Source organism: Nostoc sp. DedQUE04, from assembly GCF_034530995.1.
Classification (GTDB): domain Bacteria; phylum Cyanobacteriota; class Cyanobacteriia; order Cyanobacteriales; family Nostocaceae; genus Nostoc.
Genome location: NZ_JAVRCA010000014.1, coordinates 108180 through 129333, shown reverse-complemented (window position 1 = coordinate 129333; position 21154 = coordinate 108180). Strand labels below are relative to the sequence as shown.

Here is a 21154-nt window from a genome sequence, read left to right as displayed (position 1 = left end):
AAGTTGACTCAAGGACTTGGTGCAGTCCATTGAGAAGTGGTTTGATCGTACTTCCCTTTTATGGTTGCAGCGCGAGGACGAGCTGCTGCTAAAGCCGCTAGTTCATCGTCTTCTGAGGTATAGTCTCCAAAATCTACACCTAATAAACCACCATTACCTAAAATCCCGATACTCTTCAAATGATCTTCAATATTATCTAAATCAAGAATGTCAGAGTCATCATTACTTAAAGTTCCCATCCACATAATCCAAATATCTTTTTCTATTTGATCGACTCCAGGCTTTGTAGGATCGTAAGCCAAAATAGAATTACCAAAGGCACTCATCGCAGTTGCTTTTTGTCTCAATTCACTAAAGACACTTGCCATTCCATTAATGCGATCGTTCATAGTATTAGTTGCTGTTAGTATATCTGCTGGCGAATATGGCGATGCACCACCAGCAATTTGTACCCTAATTTCTGCAATTAATCGCTCAAGAATCACAGTATTCTTATGTAAGTTTGCTAATACTTTATTGGTTTGCAATGCACCACGATACATTGATGCAACGTGTTGCCAAATATTACTTCGCAGCATATCCGGTGAAAGACCGCTAGGTTGTAAATCACTGCCTCGCGTTGTGATGGCGTCTGATACAGCAAGAGCTACTGCTGAAGACGCAGCTCCTTGTAAAAATGAAGAACCGGCTGCTGTACCTGCATCAGCTAGCGTGAGAGCAAACCATCCGGCAGCAGTAGAAGGAGCAATATAGGCGGCGGCAAGACCTGCTAAAACACCCGTTCCTATTCCTAAAAATATTCCTCTCCAAAGAGTTTGATTTTGTGCTTCTGCTCTTCCTTGACCAATTACTCTTGAGTAATTGCTGTAAGCCATATCGTAATTTATAGAGAAAATTTTTAATTTGGTACTGATTAAATCAGTATTTGCTACAGATAAATCCACATAAATACTACCTAAATTATGACAAGCATCAATTAATCTTGCATTAGCTTCCGTCAGTGGCAATTTTGTCGAAAGTTCTGTAACTACTGAGTTTTTTGGCGCTCTCTGCAACACATCTCTCTGCAATATCCCACCTTTCTGTTGTACTACATGAGTCAACTGATTATTCCCTGCCGATTTCCTTTGCCCAAAGTAAACATCGAGAGGTTTAGTTTGCACTTCTTCCTCTTGAGTCTGTTCTTCTTGTGTCATTTGCGGTTGCATCGCAGTATTAGGCATTGACATGACTCGATTAGCCACTCTATCGGCTTCCTGCTCATACCGATCTCCTGGTTCTCCAACCGTCAGTTTTGCTTGTGGACGACGCAACGCTATGCTACTAATGTCGTGAACAGGCTTTTTTTTGATAGCTTGTGATTCCCAGGATTCTTCGCCAGCAGACCGAGCTGCTTGCAGGTCTGTTGATACCTCAGAGGATGTTTGGATTGGAGCTTTATTTGCGATGTCAAAGCCACGCACTGGATTTGCCAGCGTTGGAGTTGTTGCTGAGAGCAGCGACGGATTTGAAGTGGATATACCTGCTTTCTTGGGTTTAAATATGCGATCGCTCATCTCACATCCTCAAGCATATTTTTGAATCAAATTATACAATTTGCTTCGTGGCGATCGCTATCGACTTAAGTAGAAATTATTCTGTGCCAGCAGTGACTCTGTGTGAGCGAGATTTATAATTCTAAAAAGCTGGGGCGATCGCTTTTGCAGGTGAATGAATTGGGTTAAGTTAGATTTATCTTGTCAAACGAGAAATTATTATGTCTTCTGCTCAAGATTTAGGAATAATTATAGAAGACACACCAGAAGATGTTATATTTCCTCCTGGTGATTTATACAGTGATGAACCACCTTTGGAAACAGAACTTCACTTGCGGCAAATACTGCTGTTGATTCAGTGTTTGGAATGGTTGTGGCAGGAGCGTCAAGATTTCTACGCTTGCGGTAACATGACAATTTATTACAGTCCGCGTCAACGCAAGTCTGAGCAATTTAGAGGCCCCGATTTCTTTGTAGTTTTAAATACCCAACGCAAAACACGCAAAAGCTGGGTAGTTTGGGAAGAAGATGGCAAATACCCAAATGTGATTGTAGAGATTCTTTCTGACAAAACAGCTGCTACTGATAGAGGATTGAAAAAGGAAATCTATCAAGATATTTGGCGGACTCCTGATTATTTTTGGTTTGACCCGGTAAGTTTAGAATTTAAAGGATTTCATTTACTAGATGGTCGTTATCAAGAACTAGAAGCAAATGAAGCTGGTTGGTTATGGAGTCAGCAATTGCAGTTATATTTGGGAGTTTATCAATCGAAGTTGCGCTTTTTCACTCCCGATGGACAACTAACCCCCACGCCAGAAGAAGTAGCACACCAAGAACAGCAACAGCGTCAACAAGCCGAGCAACAACGCGAACAAGCCGAGCAGCAACTTGCTCAAATGGAGTCTATGCTTGCTCGCTATCGGGAAAGATTTGGTGAATTACCAGAGTAATATCATTTTAGATTTTGGATTTTAGATTTTAGATTTGGAATTGCTTTCGTGCGTCTGGCTTGGTGTGAATCCATCTGTCGCAATCATTTTTCAAATTGGTATAAGGTCAAAATTGCAAAATTACATCCAGCCGCCAACTTCCGCATCAGTCAAGGGTTTCTCTAACTTACTATATTCTGTTTGAGCCGCCCGCAATACGTGTTTCATCTGCACTGGTTCCCCAGCATCGGCAGCGAGGAAAGCGGCATTTAAGGCGATGTTACGGATATTACCCCCAGCAACATTAAGCCGTGCTAATTGCAGAGCATCTAAATCTGCGGTTGGGGTTTCAGTTGGAAAGACACGCCGCCAAATTTCGGCTCGTTGTGTTGTATCAGGGAAGGGAAACTGCACCACAAAGCGAATCCGCCGCAGAAAGGCTGTATCAATTGCACTCTTCAGGTTGGTAGTCAAGACTGCTAGACCTGGGTAACTTTCCATCCGTTGCAATAGATAGCTAACTTCTATATTGGCATAGCGATCGCGCGCATCTTTAACTTCACTGCGTTTACCAAATAAAGCGTCGGCTTCATCAAATAACAAAATCACTCCACCTTGTTCTGCGGCATCAAATACTCGGCGCAAATTCTTCTCTGTCTCACCAATATATTTGCTGACTACCGATGATAAGTCAATCCGATAGAGGTCGAGGCGTAATTTATGGGCCAGTACTTCTGCTCCCAAAGTTTTACCAGTGCCGCTACTACCTGCAAATAAAGCGCTGATTCCCAATCCCCTAGCACTCTTGCCCCCAAAACCCCAATTATTATATACAGTACTACGTTGCCGTACATGAGCCGCAATTTCCCGGAGAACTTGTTTCTGTGCCTCTGGCAATACTAAATCATCCCAATCACCAGATGGCTCAATCCGTTGGGCGAGTTCATCTAAGCGCGGACGTGCTTGCACGCGACAGGCATCCCATAAAATGCTAGTTATATCAGTTTCTGGTGTTTGTGCTAATTGTCCTGCGGCTTCTGCACAAGCAGCGCGAATGGTTGCAGCACTAAGGTTAAACTGATCCACTAAGGTTTTGACTTGCCCATTCATTTGCGATGCACTCGCCCCTAGTGCATCTTGCCAAACTGCACTTTGTTCTTTGCTAGTTGGTTGATGTACGTCAAAATTAACTATTAGGCGTTGTGATAAGCCGATGCGTTCTCGACTCGTAACTATTAAAAAGCCGTTTATGCGTTCGATGAAACGAGCGATCGCATTCAGCCGTGCTGTATCATTAGTATCCAGTTCGTTGCAGTCTATCAGTAAGGCACTCTTACTTAAAATCGTCTCGCGAGTCCACAGGCGAATCAGATTATCCAACTCCCCAGGTGCTAAAGGAATGACTTGTGCAGGTATTACCCACAAACTTAAACCCTGAAGTTGACAAACTGTGGCGGCAATGGCACGTTTACTGGCAGTTTCACTACCAGATAACTGGACAATTGGCAAATTATTAACCTTGTAAGCTTGCGCCCAAACTGCTGCGATTCGCTCTGCTAAATCTTGGTGGGAGGGAACTAAATCGCTAACCTCTGGTAATGGCTCAATGATGCCAGCTAGCCGTTCGTCAAGATATTGAATACCCGTGAGATAATGTAAAATCCGCTCGTCAATTCTCAAGGGACTGAGAGTCAGGGCATGACCATCACCAATTTGAATTAACCGCCAATGACGTAAGGGAGCATTTGGAGCGATCGCATCCCAATGAACGTTAGGTAAAGCTGCCAAAGCTAAACCCAAAGTTGGGTAAGCTCGTTGTGAATCGTCGTGAACTATAGCACACAATTTGGCAAAATCTCCATTTAATTCCATACCTGCACACAACAGCAACAAATTACGTTCAAAGGATGAGAGGCGAAACATTTTGCAGACTCTCTCCAATGCCGATGGTGCAGGCATAGCAGCAGCAGCTTCCTGTAACGCTTGCTGTAAATGCTCTTGGTGGTTCTCTTCATCTTTTGCCGTGTGATTTTCCAAAATACCACGCACTACAGCTAGAGCTGCTGATAGGTAGCGGTAGTTTGCCTCATCCCAATTGTGATTAATTGTTGTAGCATTCATAAAATTGTCACCTGTGGCGAATCATATTCCCCTAACTGATTTTTGTGAAGTGGACTTTCGGCGCCATCTACTTGCACGCGGACAATATAAGTTCCGGGTTTAACATTTTTGACCGGAATCGCGATCGCATCAGTGTCTTGGGTAGGTGGTGCAGCCAAAAAAGAGTAAGCTACCGGATTCTCACTTGATACCTGATTGAGTAGCAAAACTACTCGCTGTGCCTTACCTACTTTGGGCTGGAATTTAACGGTAATTTCTGCTGCGCGTAAATTCTCACCGCTATTTTCTACTTGAGTAACGAATGCTGTAATTGTTGGATGTAAGACAAAAGCCGCCACGTTTGATTCAATTAGATGATTCGTTTGCTCTGCATTGCCCATTGTTAAATGTACAACTTGGACACCCTGTATACTGGCGTATAAATCTGGCGGGACTAATAAGCTGATTTGCGTTTCTTTTACTTCTTGAGGTACTAGTAATGTTTCCGTATTACCAAAACGAACTCGTGTGATTTCACCGCGTAACCGTTTACCACGAATTACTAATTTTGTACCTGCAACAATCATTTGTTCGGTTTTTGTTGGAGCTATAACTTGCTCTATATTCGGTTGAGACAAGGGCATCATGTAGAAATCTTCTTCTTTGTCAGATTTACTACTTTCAATCAATACCATTGATGCTAAATAGGTAGCTGAAGGTCGATAGTGTGTTTGTAAAGCAGACCATAACTTAGAAGTTTCTTCCATGTTAAAAAACTCTGGAGTCAGTTTGATCTGCCCAATTTGTTCTGCTAAATCGGATACAGACACACTTGCTACAGCTTGCGAAAAAGCACTTGAGGTATTGGTTGTAGATGCATTTATCAAAGTATTTTCAATAATATCAGATGCGATCGCTGGTGTTTTGTGTAATAAATGCATTGCATAGCCGAGTAAAAGCTCTGCCTGAAAATCTTTAGCTCCGTAGGCTGTGAGTAAGTAGTGGAGATCGAGAGCTAGTGGTGGAATTGGAGAGCGTGGGTTTCCATTAATCCGTGAGTGCCTGCTGCGAAATTCTTGAGATACCCAATCGACATTGCGGTTCTGCGTCACTTGATAGAGAAAAAGGTTGATTTGGGCACGCTCGTCAGCTTCAACTGAAATTCGATCGGGCGGTAGGGCAGTTACAATCACATCACCAACACTAGCAGCGATCGGATCGCTGACTAAACCATTTTCCAGCAATACTTTTAGTACTGCTGTCACTGCGGCTATAGATAGCACATTACTCATCCTGATTCCTCATGGCAATAGCACATATTAATCATGTACGCCAGAGTACATTAATAGAATAATCTATTTTGCAAAACTTTAAGTCCTGTTGTCGCCAAGACTATCAGCACGAACGCTTCAACTTAAACCTTTATGGGACAGTAGTTTTACTTTTTTCACTTCATCGATAATCTGTGATGTGAAAAAAGTATTTGCCAAAAAGCTAGGGTTTTGCCGGATAAAGAAAACCTAATTCTTAATTTGGGAGCGAGTAGAGATTAATTAAGATTTTAAATGATTAAAACTAAAGTGCCGATGACTACTAACCCAGTTCCTAAAACGATCTTCCAGCTTAATGTTTCTCCCAAAAAAATGACTGAAAATAATAAAACTAATACCAAGCTTGATTTATCAATTGGTGCAACAAGGGAAGCTTTTCCTGCTTGTAAGGCTTGGAAGTAAAAAATCCATGATAACCCTGTAGATACTCCAGATAATAATAAGAAAATCATGGTTTTTTGGGGTATAGCTAAGATATTAACTACGTTTCCCTGAAAAAATACAATCCCCCAAGCAACTACCAAAATGACCACAGTTCGGATTGCTGTTGCTAAATTAGCATTCACATTTTCTATCCCAATTTTGGCAAAGATAGTTGTCAATGCTGCAAAGGCAGCTGACAATAATGCATATATCCACCATGTTGTGGTGTTGCTTTCCATCTTAGCCTCCTGATTAGCCGGTCAAAATTAGCAGTGTAATTTAATCAGAGTGTTAAATTCAATTACTTGTCTGTAAAGTTTGACTTGCTAGGTTCGTAGTTTGCGCTCTACGGTTTTACTCTTTTAGTCACTCAGTACTACTGAAGCAGACGATTCTCGGCAACTCGCGCTAACTTAATATCAGGAACAAATTTCAACTGCTATTAGGTCTAAAGTTTAAACATTTTATCAAATTTATCATATTACTTTAACTTACTAATATGTTAAGCTGAGTATAATTAGATAACTACTAGTAGTATATATTACTAATATTCATCTAAGTTATGAAGCAATCATATTTGTAATACTAGTATTATCTCTGAATAAAGTTAACACTTAAAGTAACTAGGATGGGTTGCCCCAGATGAAATCCCCACCTTCTTCAAATTCTTGGAATGGTCGCTTCGTCGGTGATAACCAGCGATACCGTTTAGACAGACGGTTGGGCGGGGGTGGCATGGGAGAAGTTTTCCTAGCAACAGACACCCGTGTTGGTCAGCAGGTAGCCTTGAAGTTGCTCAAAGATACGCTAGTGGCATCACTCGAAATGAGAAAGCGTTTTGAGCGGGAGGTGGCAGTTTGTGCTGCTTTGCAAAGCGACCACATTGTGAAGATTAGTGATTGTGGTGTAACCCCAGAAGGTTTTCCATTTTATGTCATGGAATATTTACGGGGACAAACGCTCAGGCAATTACTGCTGCGCGAAAAGCGGCTGTCTGTTGAGCGGACGGTGAAGATTATGGCGCAAGTTTGTAAGGGTTTACAGCTTGCTCATCAAGGAGTGACTCTCCAACGGGATGGCGGCAAAACCACTGAACATATTCAGGTAGTTCATCGCGACCTGAAACCAGATAATATATTTTTGATGCCCACAGATTTGGGAGAATGGGTAAAGGTTTTGGATTTTGGTGTTGCCAAAATTCGTAGTGAATCTTCAGAAAATTCCAATATTACAAATATAACTAGTACATTTATCGGTACATTTCGTTACGCACCTCCCGAACAAATCCAAAGCGATCGCAACCTGGATGCTAGAGGTGATATTTACAGCTTAGGGATTATCCTTTATGAAATGCTGAGTGCAGCCGACCCCTTTGGAATCAGCATTAAGGGTAGTCAAGTGAGTGAGGCTTCTTGGGTATTAGCTCATGCTTATGAGCCACCAAAACCACTGCGCGAGCAACCAGGGTGTGAGCATTTACCCGAACAATTAGAAGCCGTGGTGATGAAATGTCTCCAAAAAAACCCAGCCAACCGATTTGCAACGGTAGAAGAACTAAATCAAGCTTTGCAAGCTGCTGCCAAATTTGCCACCGAATCTAGCGTACCCGGAGAACTTACTGGGCGATCGCAACCTTCTTCAAATCTTGGCTCAAACCACGAAACGGTTCCCAGACAATCAAACGACGATACTGTTATTCGTCCTCCATCTGGTTTCAATCAAGGTTCAAATCACGAAACGGTTCCCAGACAATCAAACGACGATACTGTTATTCGTCCTCCATCTGGTTTCAATCAAGGTTCAAATCACGAAACAGTTCCCAGACAATCAAACGACGATACTGTTATTCGTCCTCCATCTGCTTACAAGCAAGGCTCAAATCACGAAACTGTTCCCAGACCATTTGACCCGATTAAGCAAAACCAATCTGAGCCAATCGTTCCTCCCATTCAGGCGGGACACAACCAAGGCTCAAATCATGAAACCGTTCCCAGACCATTTAACCCAGTTGAGCAAAATCAACAGAATCCTGTGAATAATCCGAACGCCAGCAAACCTGATGTGACGTTATATCAACCACGACCAGGATCTAATCGAGGTGGTCAACAAGTACCACCAGACAAAACGTTGTTTCAACCACGACCAGGATCTAATCAAGGTGGTCAACAAGTACCACCAGACAAAACGTTGTTTCAACCACGACCAGGATCTAATCAAAATAGACCGCCAGTTCCACCAGATAAGACGTTGTTTCAGCCGCGACCAGGATCGAATCAAAGTAGACCGCCAGTGCAACCAGATATGACGTTGTATCAGCCACGACCTGCGTCTAATCAAAGCAGAACACAAACACGAACGGATGATACTATTTACCAACCAAGGCTAAGTGAGCAGCTAACTACGAGAATTACTCCCAATTTCTTGCGAATCGTAGGCGTGGTGTTGGCTATTGGGCTAACTTTAGCCGTAGTAACCTATATATATACCCAATTGCAATCTGGTAAACAGCCAAGCAACCAGCAAAATTTACCTAACAGCGATCGGCCCATTTAGAACTAATTGGCGGGGCACAACATATGCCCCTACCCGTGTACTTCATTTACCTGAAATACGCTGTATATATAACTGGCAGACATAATATCATTGGGGCACAAGGCTTGCTGTGCCACGATCGTGGTTACAAACGACATTCCTTAACTAAGCTGTTACGCAAAAATAAAAGCACATCAACTGGTGTTCGCGCAGCGTCTCCTTCAGGAGAGGTTGTCCTTTGTCCTTAGTAAACACAAATGATAAATGACAAATGACAAATGATATCATGTCCGCCAAATTACCCATAATAAAAGAACCCCACCCCCAACCCCTCCCGAAAAGCGGGGAGGGGAGACAAAGCACAGCTTTGGCGGGGTGGGGTTCTTCGGGTTTAATAAGCAATCAAGCGGACATGATATGACAAATGACTAATGACGGTCTACACGGAGTTTGTGCAATATGTAGGCGCGTTAGCTTATAATTCATCCCAAACTACAGGAAAGGAATAATCTGAAAATGCCGAGAAATCACGATTGTCGTTGCGGGTTTCTTCATCCAGAACTTTGACAACTTTGTTATAAATATCTCGTGCTTGTTGCGGTGAATCACCGATGCTGGTTAATCCCACCTTGCCAAACTGCGAAAGGCAGCCCATAAGATGAAACACTGTACCCGTCTCTGTACCGCTGTCAAAGTGCAGTCTGTGGTGAGCAATGATATCCATCAAATCATTGGGTAATAATCCCTGATAGCGCTCTTTTTGCAGATTATCAGTGGCAATGTAATATTTTGGACGACCTTGTTGACTATAAAATAAACCCGTGGAAAGGTCATAGCGGCCGTTCGTTAATAATTTCAGGGTCATGAATGGATGCGTTGTACCGCCTTTACGCAGGTTAATTTCGATCGCCTGAATATCCCAGTCTCCATTACCCTTGTCAACGGCGATAAAATCTACACCAAACCGCTCTAAAGTGCCTTTATCTGCTAGCTTTTTGCCAACTTGAAGTCCCAATTGCTGTAATTGCAATCGATATCTTTCATCAGCAGGAAAGCTGCAACCAAGATAAATCTGACCGTCTGGGCCTCCGAGAATTTGGTCGTGAGTTGACAGGATTTCCACTTCGCCTTGGGGAGTGATCCGTCCTTGAACGCTGGGCGATCGCTTAATTTCCCCTTCCACGAATGCTTCAGCGATTGCCCCTAACTCAGGCATTTTTCCCAAAAAACTATCCCAAGTTTCTTGTTTTGCTTGAAAGCGCATCGTTGATAAGCGATCGCTAATTGCTGCTATCCTTTCGGCATGAGTACCAGTGTTTGGTGCTAAATTCTCAATCGGTCTGAGATCCAACAATGCATTTCCCTCTCCAGAAATGCCCTCGTTAAGTTTTACTACTACCCGTTTTAATGTTGGTTGCCGTTCCCACAAATCAACGGTAGCTTCTGTCAAATCTGTATGGTTCCAAACTTTTTCGCTGCCATCTGGATGCGGTACTCCGCTTTCCTTGAAGATTTCCCGACTGCCACTTTTTGTTCCCCAAATTTGTAAATCTGGTGCAGCCGCATACAGTGGTACACCCAATTTTAAAGACAATTCGCCTTCCCAGTGCGAAGAGTTGTAGCAGATCATAAATGATTTGTCTAGCCTCAAAGATTTCTGAATCCGCTCTAGCAAGCGGGGGCGTTCTAAAATCTTTTGGCTCAGAGGCTTAAAAGAGGAATCGTAAGTAGAAAGTAACAGCAAGCGATTGCGAGCATGAGAAAAGGGAATTCCTGGCAACAATTGCAGATAATAATCAATGATACTCGGATGCAGCGGTACTGATGTTACATAAATCAGTCGAGTTCGGGGATTTCGCAACCGAATTAACGAAAATAGTAATCTTTCTTCATAATGCTCGCAGCCTTCGATCTTTTGGAGTTCTCCCTGGTCAAGACTCAAGGAGGGAATAATTAAAATATCCGCTTCACTATTGTCAAATATTTCGCTCGTTTTCCAGCGATCGCGCAGGGTTAATTGTAAGTGGCGAAACTTTTCAACCTGTTCTAACTCGGAAATATTTAATGTTGCCATAACCCATGCCCTCTAATAATCTCAATGTAGCGCACCAAGCACCCTTTTGGACGATGTATAGTTGCCGTGTCAAGATTCAGGTAGTTTTGTAAAAAATTTCTGGAAGTCCGCAAGGATCGATCGAGCTATAGCAACCCACAAATCGCCGACTTCTTTAATTCTTTTCCCTCTTAAGGTTGAGCTAATTGCAGCATACTTTACCTCTAGGGGGCGATAAAGTACAGCAATATAATAGTTAACTTGAAAGCAGGTGAAAAAGAGAAATTCTTCATCACATTAGAGTTGTGTACTTTTTTTCATGGTCAGGCGTGAGGATAAATAATGTAAGTAATGTAAATTGCGTAGAGTTGCTCGAATAAGTAAATTTGGCAAACATCCAGGATAGAAATGCCTAAAATTGCAAATGGCTAGTGAAAGTCAAAGCAAAAAATAAACCTTGGGTTGAATTTTCGATCCAAGGTTTAGTTATGAAATAGGGGATAGGAGAAAGATGGAGTGTAACTACTGCCCAATTACCCTTTTTCAATACCCATTCAATATTCAATTACCAAGGTAAAACAGATGGCTAAATCAAAAGAACCAAAAGAGAAAAAAGAGCAAAAATTACAACCGCCACAGCAACAAGAAACACCAGGTGTTGAATCAGAAATGACACCAAAACCCAAAGCAGATGATGCTCAGTATCGCGGTAGTGGTAAGTTACAAGATAAGGTAGCATTGATTACAGGTGCAGATAGTGGGATTGGTCGTGCTGTTGCGATCGCATTTGCAAAAGAAGGTGCAGATGTAGCTATTCTTTACCTTAACGAACACGATGATGCCAAAGAAACAAAACATTTGGTAGAAAAACAAGGGCGTCGTGCAGTAACGATTGCAGGTGATATTGGCAATGAAACTTTTTGTCAGCAAGCCATACAACAAACAGTTGGTGAGTTTGGCAAACTCGATATTCTCATCAATAATGCTGCTGAACAACATCCTAAAGAAAGTATTGAAGAAATCACTGAAGAACAACTAGAGCGAACTTTCCGCACTAATATCTTCTCAATGTTTTTCATGACTAAGGCTGCACTCAAGCATTTGCAAGCAGGCAGTGCTATCATCAATACCACATCGGTAACAGCTTATAAAGGTAGTCCACAACTACTAGATTATTCTTCCACAAAAGGTGCGATCGTTGCTTTCACTCGCTCCTTATCAAAAAATTTGGTATCCAAAGGAATTCGCGTTAATGCTGTCGCGCCAGGGCCAATCTGGACACCTTTAATTCCCTCAACTTTCCCCGAAGAGAAAGTTGAAACTTTTGGCAAACAAGTACCAATGGAACGAGCCGGACAACCAGAAGAAGTTGCTCCTAGCTACGTATATTTAGCTTCTGATGATAGTTCTTATGTCTCTGGACAAGTGCTACATGTCAATGGTGGAGATGTTGTCAATGGTTAAATGAAAAATTCAGTCATTGGTCATTAGTCATTAGTCATTGGTCATTGGTTATTCACTTTGAATAAAGGACTAATGACTAATGAGAAAAAAATAATTACTTCTAATTATACCCTGATGGTCTTCCATTGGAGGGATGAGTAAATGTGTGAATATTGATAGTCTATCTAGCAGAAAACATTTAATAAATAATAACTACGTCTATGGCATCTCCTACACCATTGAATGGCAGAGAACTAGTAGATTGTGCTAGAGCAAATGCCCAGCAAGGGATTGAAACTGCTGCTTATCAATGTGGCTATGGTCAAGACCTCAACAAATTTGCCAGAGAACTTAGACAAGCTTGTGAAGACATGAATTTACAAGTGAAGGAACTTAGCGGATTGATTACTGACCAGGACATGATACTGCAATTGGGTACTGGCGAAATTGTTGCTCCAGATACGGAATCAGAATTGTAAAAGTTAAGTTAGTCATTTGTCCTTTGTCTTTTGTCATTTGTCTTTTGTCCGTTACTAATAACTAATGACCAATGACTAATGACTAATGACCAATGACTCTTTTCATAACTTTAAAATTACCCGCGCCAAATTGAAGTAAATCAAAACGCCTACGACATCAACTGCTGTGGTGATGAACGGTGCTGACATTAATGCCGGATCTAAACGCAGATAGCGAAATAGAAATGGCAGTGCTGAACCGGAGATCGAAGCCAAAATAGAAATAGCTACCAAACTAGTGCCGACAGCGATCGCTACTTCTAATCGTCCTTGCAGAAAATAAGCCCAGACAGTAGCGATCGTACCTAACATTGCTCCCAATAAGGCGCCTGCGATCGCTTCCCGGCCGATTACCTGTAATGCACCACGCGATCGGATTTCATCGGTGTTCATCCCGCGAATCACCACTGTGGAAGATTGAGCGCCTACATTACCCCCAGTACCAGTCAACAAGGGAATAAAGGCCGTCAGTGTCACCACTTTTGCTAAAATATCTTCTTGCGACTTAATAATTGTGCCTGTAACGGTATTGGTTACAAGTAAGACCAATAACCAGACAACCCGTTTCCGAGCGATTTCCAGCAAATTCATTTGAAAATAATTGTCGCCCCCCGACTGTACACCACCACCTAAAGCATAGATATCCTCGGTGGTTTCTTGTTGCAGAATATCAATTACATCATCCACCGTCACAATACCTACTAGAAGCTGTTCTCGATCTACTACAGGTACAGCCAAAAAATCATATCTTTGGATTAATCTTGCAACTTCTTCTTGATCCGTATCAGTGTAGACAAACACCACATCACGGGTCATAATTTCGCCAATAATTTGCTCCGGCTGAGACGTTACTAATTCCCGCAACGATACAATCCCCGTCAAGCGCCTTGCCGCATCCATGACATAAAGATAATAAATCATCTCACTGGCATTAGCTAAGTTGCGAATTCGCTCTAGAGCTTGAGATACTGTGAAATTTTCTTTCAGCGAGATCAACTCTAGCGTCATAATTCGCCCAGCTGTATCAGCTTCATAACCCAATAGTTGGGCTGTAGCTTGACGTTCAGCTGGACTCAGTTGTTCTAGCAAGCGATTGACGACTTTTGCCGGTAATTCATCAAATAACCTAGCTCGGTCATCCGGCGACATTTGATCGACAATATCGCAGACTTCCTGGCTTTTAAGTTCTTCAATTAACCGTTCTTGAACACTGTAGTCGAGATATTCATAAACTTCGATCGCCTCATCCTTAGAAAGCAAGCGAAAAGCCAAAGCGTGCATCGCTTCTGGTAAACCCTCAATCGCCTCGGCGATATCCGCAGGCTGCACGGGTACAAGAATTGATTTTGCTCCTTGCAAGTCTCCTGCTTCCAGGAGCATTTGCAGCTGAGTCCGCACTAAATCTCGCAATTCCCTGCGCGAGAGATTCTGGATGGTAGAGTTTAAATTGTTTGTCTCAGTCAAAGTCCACTTTCCTCAGCCAGTTTGAACAAGGTTGCTGCCCTTAGTCTAGGGGAAAGTGGGAATGTGCAACGTCAAACTTGTAATTTTTCTGACTTAGAGTAAATTGAAAACTTTTGTAAATGAACGAAAGAGTAGGGTTTTGGGGGGAAGAGAAAAGGTTAAAGGGAAAAAAACTTTATATATCGAGCCTTCCAATCCTTTTCTGCTTACCCTTTTGCCTTTAATACCAATTCTGTATGAAGATGCACATAATAAGACCCCCCTCTAGTCCCCCCTTGGCAAGGGGGGACGGCGTAGCCGGGGGGTAAATATATGCAGCTTCACAAAGAAATGGTATAACCGAGCAGTATTGGATTGTGTTCTCTAGCTTAAATGCATGAATGGTGAGGCTTTTGCAAAAGTTTTTGTTCCACTGATTTTAGGTTATTACTAAATTTATACTGGTTCTGGTAACAAAGAGATAAAGTAATAGTCAAAATGAAGTATAAATAAATATTAGTTTTTCAAATCTTTAAATATTAAAATTTTTCTTTATACAAATTTTATATAGTTAATAAATTTGTCGATAAGCACATTAGATTATCCGGTATTTTGGCATTTTTTATTTAAATATCATCAAAACTTTTATATTCCTTTAAAAAAGGATAGATCAATATGAATATTTAAACAAAGTTCCATACAGAAGATAGACATAACACCGCTATCTATTGTCAAATGTGTAAGCACTAAAAGAATACTTAAGTAATCTATGTAAAGTTATTGCATTTGACTAATTACGCATGTATTTGCTTTCTTAAGCACTGCTTGCCTTGCTGATATGCATTTGCACATCAATAAAATTTAGAAGGTCTCAAGAATTCAGTAATTTTTTGAAAGAAAACAAAAACTAACAAAGACTAATATATTCTTCAATTAATTATTCATGATTAGTAATTACTGAATATATCTTTATAAGTTAATCAATTATTAGCTTATCAGTATATTTATATCAAGCTTCATGAGGCATTTCTTGTTGGAATATTTAATGTTAAATTAATCCTGAAACACTAAATTATGGCATCAAATCAAAACTTATCAACATCTGTAAGTCCAGTAATTACTACTAAATCATCTCTAGAAAGTATTGACCAAGGACAAACCAATATTTCTGCTCGGTCTAGCCTACTCTCTCAGGGAGATGGACTTAAGGCAGAGTATTACGACAACATGGACTTCACCAACCTGAAGGTAACTCGTACAGATCAGACGGTGAACTTTAACTGGCGCGCTGGTTCTCCCGATTCGTCGATTAATGCAGATACTTTCTCAGCACGGTGGACAGGTCAGGTAGAAGCCAAGTACAGCGAAACTTACAAGTTTTACACCACTGCTGATGATGGTGTGCGACTGTGGGTGAATGGTCAACAAATCATCAATCAGTTTATCGATCAACCTGCCACCGAATCCAGTGGCGCGATCGCATTGGTTGCAGGTCAAAAGTACGATATTAAACTTGAGTACTATGAAAATAAATCCAATGCCGTTTCTCAACTGCGTTGGTCAAGCGCCTCTCAGGCGAAGGAAATCATTCCTCAGTCCCAACTGTATAGTAATGTCAGCACACCTAGTAGTGGCAATGGACTCAAAGGAGAGTACTACGACAACATCGACTTCACTAACCTGAAGGTAACTACTACAGATCCGACGGTGAACTTTAACTGGCGCGCTGATTCTCCCGCTCCGTCGATTGATGCAGATACTTTCTCAGCGCGGTGGACAGGTCAGGTAGAAGCCAAGTACAGCGAAACTTACAAGTTCTACACCACTGCTGATGATGGTGTACGACTGTGGGTGAATGGTCAACAAATCATCAGTCAATTTGTCGATCAAGCTGCCACTGAATCTAGTGGCTCGATCGCATTGGTTGCAGGTCAGAAGTACGATATTAAACTTGAGTACTACGAAAATACAGGCAATGCCGTTTCTCAACTGCGTTGGTCAAGCGCCTCTCAGGCGAAGGAAATCATTCCTCAGTCTCAACTTTATTCACCAGTTCTTCCGACCACTATCACCTTAGGCTCGTCTTCGATGACTGTGAACGAAGACAGTGGTAGTGTTACCGTCAAACTAATTAGAACTGGAGATTTAAGTAGTACATCTTCAATTAAATATGCAACTATAGCTAATACTGCTACAAAAGGAGTTGACTATGGCAGTGAAGGCGTTGAAAGTGCTGGAATACTAACTTTTGCACCGGGACAAAGCAGCACACAGATATCCATTCCGATCAATGATGATTCCTCGATAGAACCAGATGAAAGCTTTAATTTTGTCATCGATCAGGCAGAGGGGGCAACACTAGGAGTCCAAAGAACTCTCTCAATTACAATTCAAGACAACGATCGCTCCGGCCTCGATTTCAGCCAGCCAGTAGTTAATGAGGGTGACGGTACTGCTAAGGTGACAGTTACACGGGGCAATGCTTCGGCGGCTGCTAGCGTCAACTACATAACCCAAGATGGGACTGCTAAAGCTGGATCTGACTACCAGGCTGTATCTGGAAGCTTGAGTTTTGCAGCCGGACAAACCAGCAACACAATTGTTATCCCCATTCTGAATGACAACGTTGGGGAATCAAATGAAACATTTGCTTTGAAGTTCAGTAACCCAGTTGGAGTGCAGTTAACTAATCAACAGACAAGTATCACTATTATTGATAATGACTCTGGTAATTTTGCTTTAGATACAGTAGTTTCTGGTTTGAATCAACCCACAGCTTTTGAATGGGCACCTGATGGTAACAGTATGTTCATTGCCCAGAAAAATGGGGTAGTGCGAGTTATGAAAAACGGTACTTTATTATCAACCCCGTTTACTGATATTCGCGGACAGGTAAATGATACGCGCGATCGCGGTCTGTTAGGCATTGCCGTACATCCAGATTTTGGTAAAAGTCCAAACGGCAACAACTATGTTTACCTGTTGTATACCTACGATCCACCAGAAACTAATACAAGCAATTCTAAGAATAATCCCAATAGCACATTGGACGATCCCGATCAGAATGGGAATCGGACTGCACGCCTAAGTCGCTTTACAGCTGACCCCAATACTAATTACACTACTGCAATTGCTGGCAGCGAAGTTGTGCTACTTGGCACAAATGGCACTTGGGCAAATATCAGCCACCCAGATGGAAATAGCACAAATGTTTCACTTGGCTATGCACCATCAGGAATTCTCAACAAAGATACTGGTAAGCCGTTTACCAGCTTGCAGGATTATCTGAATAACCTCGATAAAGTCCAAAATATCCAGAATTTTATCGCCAATGATAGTGAATCTCACTCAGTTGGTTCTGTGCGTTTTGGTACTGATGGCTCTCTATTTGTAAGCTTAGGAGATGGTACTTCCTACAATGGAGTAGACCCCCGAGCAATTCGCGTCCAGGATAAGAATAATTTATCCGGCAAGATTTTGCGGATTGACCCGATTACTGGTAAAGGCTTATCAAGCAATCCTTTCTACAACGGTGACGCTAATAGCAATATTTCCAAAGTTTATGACTACGGTCTGCGTAACCCCTTCCGTTTCACAATTGATAAAAAGACCAATACTCCCGTAATTGGTGATGTTGGCTTCGGTACTTACGAAGAGGTGAATATCGGAAAACCAGGAGCTAACTTTGGCTGGCCATTCTATGAAGGTGGCCTTGATGCAAATGGTAATGTCGTCAGTCTGAAACAACCAGTCTACGCTAATTTAGATGCAGCAAAAGCCTTCTATAATAGTGGCTCATCTGTTACAGAACCACTGTACACTTACAAGCATTCTGGTTCTAATTCGATCCTGGTGGGTGACTTTTACACAGGTAATACTTTCCCTGCAATCTATCAAGGTGCCTTATTCATTGGTGATTTCAGTCAAGGAACTATCGATGCTTTGATATTAGATAGTCAAGGTAAAGTTACCTCAGTTAAGCGGTTTGCTTCCCAAACAGACAGGCCTAATCTAGGACTGCCTACACAAATCACCACTGGCCCTGATGGTAATCTGTATTACGCAAACTTGACCGGAGGCGAGATCGATCGTTTCCGACCTGTTTAGAGATAAATACAGTTTAATGTGAGTTCGACAAGCCCTTTTTTGACCTCTCCCCCAACCCCTCTCCAACACGGAGAGGGCAGGGTGGTTTCATACAACGAGAGAAAAACTAAAAATGGGTTTCAAAGCCTCTCTCCGCTTCGGGGAGAGGTTTGGAGAGGGGTCAAAATCTATCGTTATACATGAAAAATCAAGACTTATATATTTTTCTTTTTTCGTATGAAACCACCCTGCTCTCCGACACGGAGAGGGGAGCGAAAACCCTAATTTCTCGTTGCTCCTCCCTTTCCCCGTGGGAGAGGGAGGTTGTCCGGGAGAGGTTCATCGAACTCACGTTGGTTTAGAGATGACATAAAAGTTATCAGTTATCAGCGAACAGTTATCTGACCGTTCGCTGATTTTGCTTAAGATAACTTTGTCAGAAATCCCAACAATTTTTTGGTATTTGATGTTAGGAGCGTTCGACGATAAGCATCAGCTGCTTTTTTAATCGCTTCGGCTTGAGTGGGATAAGGATGAATTACACTGCTTAACTTGCTCAAGCCAATCTTATTCACCATTGCCGTAGTCACTTCTGATATCATCTCACCCGCGTGACTGGCGACAATAGTTGCACCGATAATTTCATCAGACCCCTTTTTATGGTGAATTTTGAGAAATCCTAACTCTTCACCATCTGCGATCGCTCGGTCTACACTACTAAAAGGAATCTCAATCGTTGTCACTTCAATACCCAATTTTTCCGCTTCGTGTTCGTACAACCCCACGTGAGCAATTTCTGGGTCAGTATAAGTTACCCAAGGCATCACCAAACTACTGAGTTTCGAGCGTCCTATGCCAAAGGGAGAAAACAGGGTATTTTTAATTACAATCCGCGCCGCAGCATCAGCAGCATGGGTAAACTTCCAGTTCATGCAGATATCGCCAGCTGCATAAATTTTGGGATTGGTCGTTTGCAGGTAATCATTTACCTTCACGCCTTGGTGCTTGTCATATTCTACACCCACAGCTTCTAAATTTAGATTTTCGACATTTGGCGATCGCCCCGCGCCAACTAAAATTTCATCGACTGTCACCGAATCTCGATGACCATTAGAGGAAAAGTAAAGCCGTTTCCCCTCAGTCACAGTTACCACTTCTTCCAGCTTGGAATCAAGTACTAGGCGAATTCCTTCATTAATCAAAACCTTTTGGAGAATTTTAGCGGCTTCAGGGTCTTCTTTATTCAGGAGATGAGAACCGCTATGGAAAAGCACCACCTCACAACCCAAACGCCGGAAAGCTTGCGCCAATTCGCAACCAATGGGGCCGCCACCAATTACCGCCAAACGTTCCGGTCGTTGAATTAAGGAAAAAACCGTTTCATTGGTTAGATAACCCGCCTGTTCAATTCCTGGAATCGACAGTTGTGCAGGTCTTGCGCCAGTTGCAATTACAGCTTTTTTAAACTTGAGGGTTTTATCGCCAACTTCCACGGTATTTTTACTTGCAAATCGACCGCTACCCAAAAAGACATCAACACCCAACTTTTGAAAACGCTCCGCCGAGTCGTTAGGGCTAATATCAGCCCTGATTCGCCGCATCCTAGCCATAACTTTGGGAAAATCAACATCAATATTATGTTGGGGAATATTAACTCCCAAGTTTTTAGCATCCCAGATTTCGCCAACGACGCGGGCAGAACGAATAATAGTTTTAGATGGTACGCAACCAACATTTAAGCAATCTCCACCCATGAGATGCTTTTCAATCAACGCCACCTTTAAACCCAAATCCAGACCCGCCGCACCCGCAGCCACTACTAATCCCGCCGTACCAGCGCCAATTACTACCAAATCGTAAACATCTGCGGGTTGAGGATTAACCCAATTTGGCGGATGAACGTAAGACACCAACTTTTGGTTATACTCATCCGTTGGGCGAACAGTAACTCTCTCTAAATCTGAATTGGTCATTAGCAAAACCTTTTTTAAGAATTGAAAATAATACTAAATTCAACTGCCTTTTATAGGAATTCAAAATTAAAAATTAAGAATCCTGATAAATTTAGGCGGTTCAGTCTTTTATTTTTTATGCTTGTTTAATAATTGGACTTTGAACAAAATTAATTATTTGTCGGCGCATCCAATTCAGGCAGTAACCGCCGAACGATTGAATTGACGCGGTGCAAAACCGCAACCAAGCTCGATAAAAATTAACGGACAATGTGATAAAAAAGCCGCTGTTTCGCGCTTGAGTACAACGACTTGTTAGGCGTAGCTTATGATTCACGAAGTCCTACGGCTTGAGATTAAGCGACGCTTTGCCTGTCTCCGGGTCGAAAGGCACTGATTGATGCTCATGCACAATCATCCACTTGCCGTCAATCTCACGCAAGCAAACAGTCGCCCGCACCCACATTTCGACTTTCCCTCCGTCTGTCAGTGTTCCGCTCACACGATAGAGGTAATGGCAGAAAGCCACTGTTTCGCCCGTCGTGATGCTCAGGTCTAGAATCTCATAGCCGATTGAGCCTTGAAATGAAGAAACCCACTTATGGACGCGTTCTCTAACCGTATCTACTCCGATATATTGCAGTGGATTGATGACATCGAAAGACAGAATATCCGGCGCGTGATTGGACAAAAGCGCGTTGATGTCCTTGTTGGGTAATGCTTTGACGCGCTCCTCGATTATCGTGCGAATTTGGGCTTCATCATTTAGTTTACTATTTTCAGTTTTCATATCACTTTCCTTTGTT

At 42.2% G+C, this 21154-nt stretch carries 13 protein-coding genes; 5 read left to right on the top strand and 8 right to left on the bottom strand.

Going from position 1 to position 21154, the window contains the following annotated elements:
• Positions 1-8: 8 nt before the first annotated feature.
• Entirely contained in the window at positions 9-1556 is a 1548-nt protein-coding gene (locus RM049_RS12795; RefSeq protein ID WP_322704421.1) for a hypothetical protein, read from the bottom strand.
• Positions 1557-1756: 200 nt separating this feature from the next.
• Here RM049_RS12795 and RM049_RS12790 point away from each other — a divergent pair, with 200 nt between their 5' ends.
• Positions 1757-2488 (top strand): Uma2 family endonuclease, encoded by a 732-nt coding sequence (locus RM049_RS12790; RefSeq protein WP_322704420.1) that lies wholly within the window; start codon positions 1757-1759, stop codon positions 2486-2488.
• Between the two features lie 120 nt (positions 2489-2608).
• On the opposite strand, the gene RM049_RS12785 is transcribed toward RM049_RS12790, so the two are convergent.
• The 3 genes from RM049_RS12785 to RM049_RS12775 form a co-directional block, all read right to left on the bottom strand.
• Complete coding sequence (locus RM049_RS12785; protein ID WP_322704419.1) at positions 2609-4588, bottom strand: ATP-binding protein; 1980 nt, start codon at positions 4586-4588, stop codon at positions 2609-2611.
• On the bottom strand, positions 4585-5859 hold the full coding sequence (locus RM049_RS12780) for a DUF4255 domain-containing protein (RefSeq protein ID WP_322704418.1): 1275 nt from the start codon (positions 5857-5859) through the stop codon (positions 4585-4587). Before RM049_RS12780 ends, RM049_RS12785 begins: the two co-directional genes overlap by 4 nt.
• Before the next feature lie 269 nt (positions 5860-6128).
• Positions 6129-6560, bottom strand: coding sequence for an EamA family transporter (locus RM049_RS12775; RefSeq protein WP_322700581.1), 432 nt, complete (start codon positions 6558-6560; stop codon positions 6129-6131).
• 403 nt (positions 6561-6963) lie between these two features.
• On the opposite strand from RM049_RS12775, the gene RM049_RS12770 reads away from it, so the two are divergent.
• Complete coding sequence (locus tag RM049_RS12770; protein WP_322704417.1) at positions 6964-8874, top strand: serine/threonine protein kinase; 1911 nt, start codon at positions 6964-6966, stop codon at positions 8872-8874.
• Between the two features lie 454 nt (positions 8875-9328).
• Here RM049_RS12770 and RM049_RS12765 read toward each other — a convergent pair whose 3' ends face one another.
• Positions 9329-10927, bottom strand: a complete 1599-nt coding sequence (locus RM049_RS12765) for a peptide ligase PGM1-related protein (protein WP_322704416.1) — start codon at positions 10925-10927, stop codon at positions 9329-9331.
• A gap of 561 nt (positions 10928-11488) precedes the next feature.
• Here RM049_RS12765 and RM049_RS12760 point away from each other — a divergent pair.
• Positions 11489-12370: an SDR family oxidoreductase gene (locus RM049_RS12760; protein ID WP_322704415.1), complete on the top strand. Its 882-nt coding sequence runs from the start codon at positions 11489-11491 to the stop codon at positions 12368-12370.
• 200 nt (positions 12371-12570) lie between these two features.
• Positions 12571-12828: a hypothetical protein gene (locus RM049_RS12755; protein WP_094352695.1), complete on the top strand. Its 258-nt coding sequence runs from the start codon at positions 12571-12573 to the stop codon at positions 12826-12828.
• A gap of 102 nt (positions 12829-12930) precedes the next feature.
• Here the strand turns inward: RM049_RS12755 and mgtE are convergent, their stop codons facing one another.
• The gene (gene mgtE / locus RM049_RS12750) at positions 12931-14331 is read right to left on the bottom strand and encodes a magnesium transporter (protein ID WP_322674071.1); all 1401 of its coding nucleotides are present in this window, start codon (positions 14329-14331) and stop codon (positions 12931-12933) included.
• A 1053-nt stretch (positions 14332-15384) separates the two neighbouring features.
• Here mgtE and RM049_RS12745 point away from each other — a divergent pair.
• Complete coding sequence (locus RM049_RS12745) at positions 15385-18417, top strand: PA14 domain-containing protein (protein ID WP_322704414.1); 3033 nt, start codon at positions 15385-15387, stop codon at positions 18415-18417.
• A gap of 401 nt (positions 18418-18818) precedes the next feature.
• Here the strand turns inward: RM049_RS12745 and RM049_RS12740 are convergent, their stop codons facing one another.
• Positions 18819-20369: a mercuric reductase gene (locus RM049_RS12740; protein WP_322704413.1), complete on the bottom strand. Its 1551-nt coding sequence runs from the start codon at positions 20367-20369 to the stop codon at positions 18819-18821.
• Positions 20370-20691: 322 nt separating this feature from the next.
• Positions 20692-21138, bottom strand: coding sequence for a YybH family protein (locus tag RM049_RS12735; protein WP_322704412.1), 447 nt, complete (start codon positions 21136-21138; stop codon positions 20692-20694).
• Between the last annotated feature and the right edge of the window lie 16 nt (positions 21139-21154).

Excerpts from the sequence above, each read along its gene's own strand:
- RM049_RS12765 (WP_322704416.1), bottom strand. The coding sequence starts at position 10,927 with ATGGCAACATTAAATATTTCCGAGTTAGAACAGGTTGAAAAGTTTCGC.
- RM049_RS12735 (WP_322704412.1), bottom strand. The coding sequence starts at position 21,138 with ATGAAAACTGAAAATAGTAAACTAAATGATGAAGCCCAAATTCGCACG.
- RM049_RS12775 (WP_322700581.1), bottom strand. The coding sequence starts at position 6,560 with ATGGAAAGCAACACCACAACATGGTGGATATATGCATTATTGTCAGCT.
- RM049_RS12795 (WP_322704421.1), bottom strand. The coding sequence starts at position 1,556 with ATGAGCGATCGCATATTTAAACCCAAGAAAGCAGGTATATCCACTTCA.
- RM049_RS12780 (WP_322704418.1), bottom strand. The coding sequence starts at position 5,859 with ATGAGTAATGTGCTATCTATAGCCGCAGTGACAGCAGTACTAAAAGTA.
- RM049_RS12760 (WP_322704415.1), top strand. The coding sequence starts at position 11,489 with ATGGCTAAATCAAAAGAACCAAAAGAGAAAAAAGAGCAAAAATTACAA.
- RM049_RS12745 (WP_322704414.1), top strand. The coding sequence starts at position 15,385 with ATGGCATCAAATCAAAACTTATCAACATCTGTAAGTCCAGTAATTACT.
- RM049_RS12770 (WP_322704417.1), top strand. The coding sequence starts at position 6,964 with ATGAAATCCCCACCTTCTTCAAATTCTTGGAATGGTCGCTTCGTCGGT.
- RM049_RS12790 (WP_322704420.1), top strand. The coding sequence starts at position 1,757 with ATGTCTTCTGCTCAAGATTTAGGAATAATTATAGAAGACACACCAGAA.
- RM049_RS12740 (WP_322704413.1), bottom strand. The coding sequence starts at position 20,369 with ATGACCAATTCAGATTTAGAGAGAGTTACTGTTCGCCCAACGGATGAG.
- RM049_RS12785 (WP_322704419.1), bottom strand. The coding sequence starts at position 4,588 with ATGAATGCTACAACAATTAATCACAATTGGGATGAGGCAAACTACCGC.
- RM049_RS12755 (WP_094352695.1), top strand. The coding sequence starts at position 12,571 with ATGGCATCTCCTACACCATTGAATGGCAGAGAACTAGTAGATTGTGCT.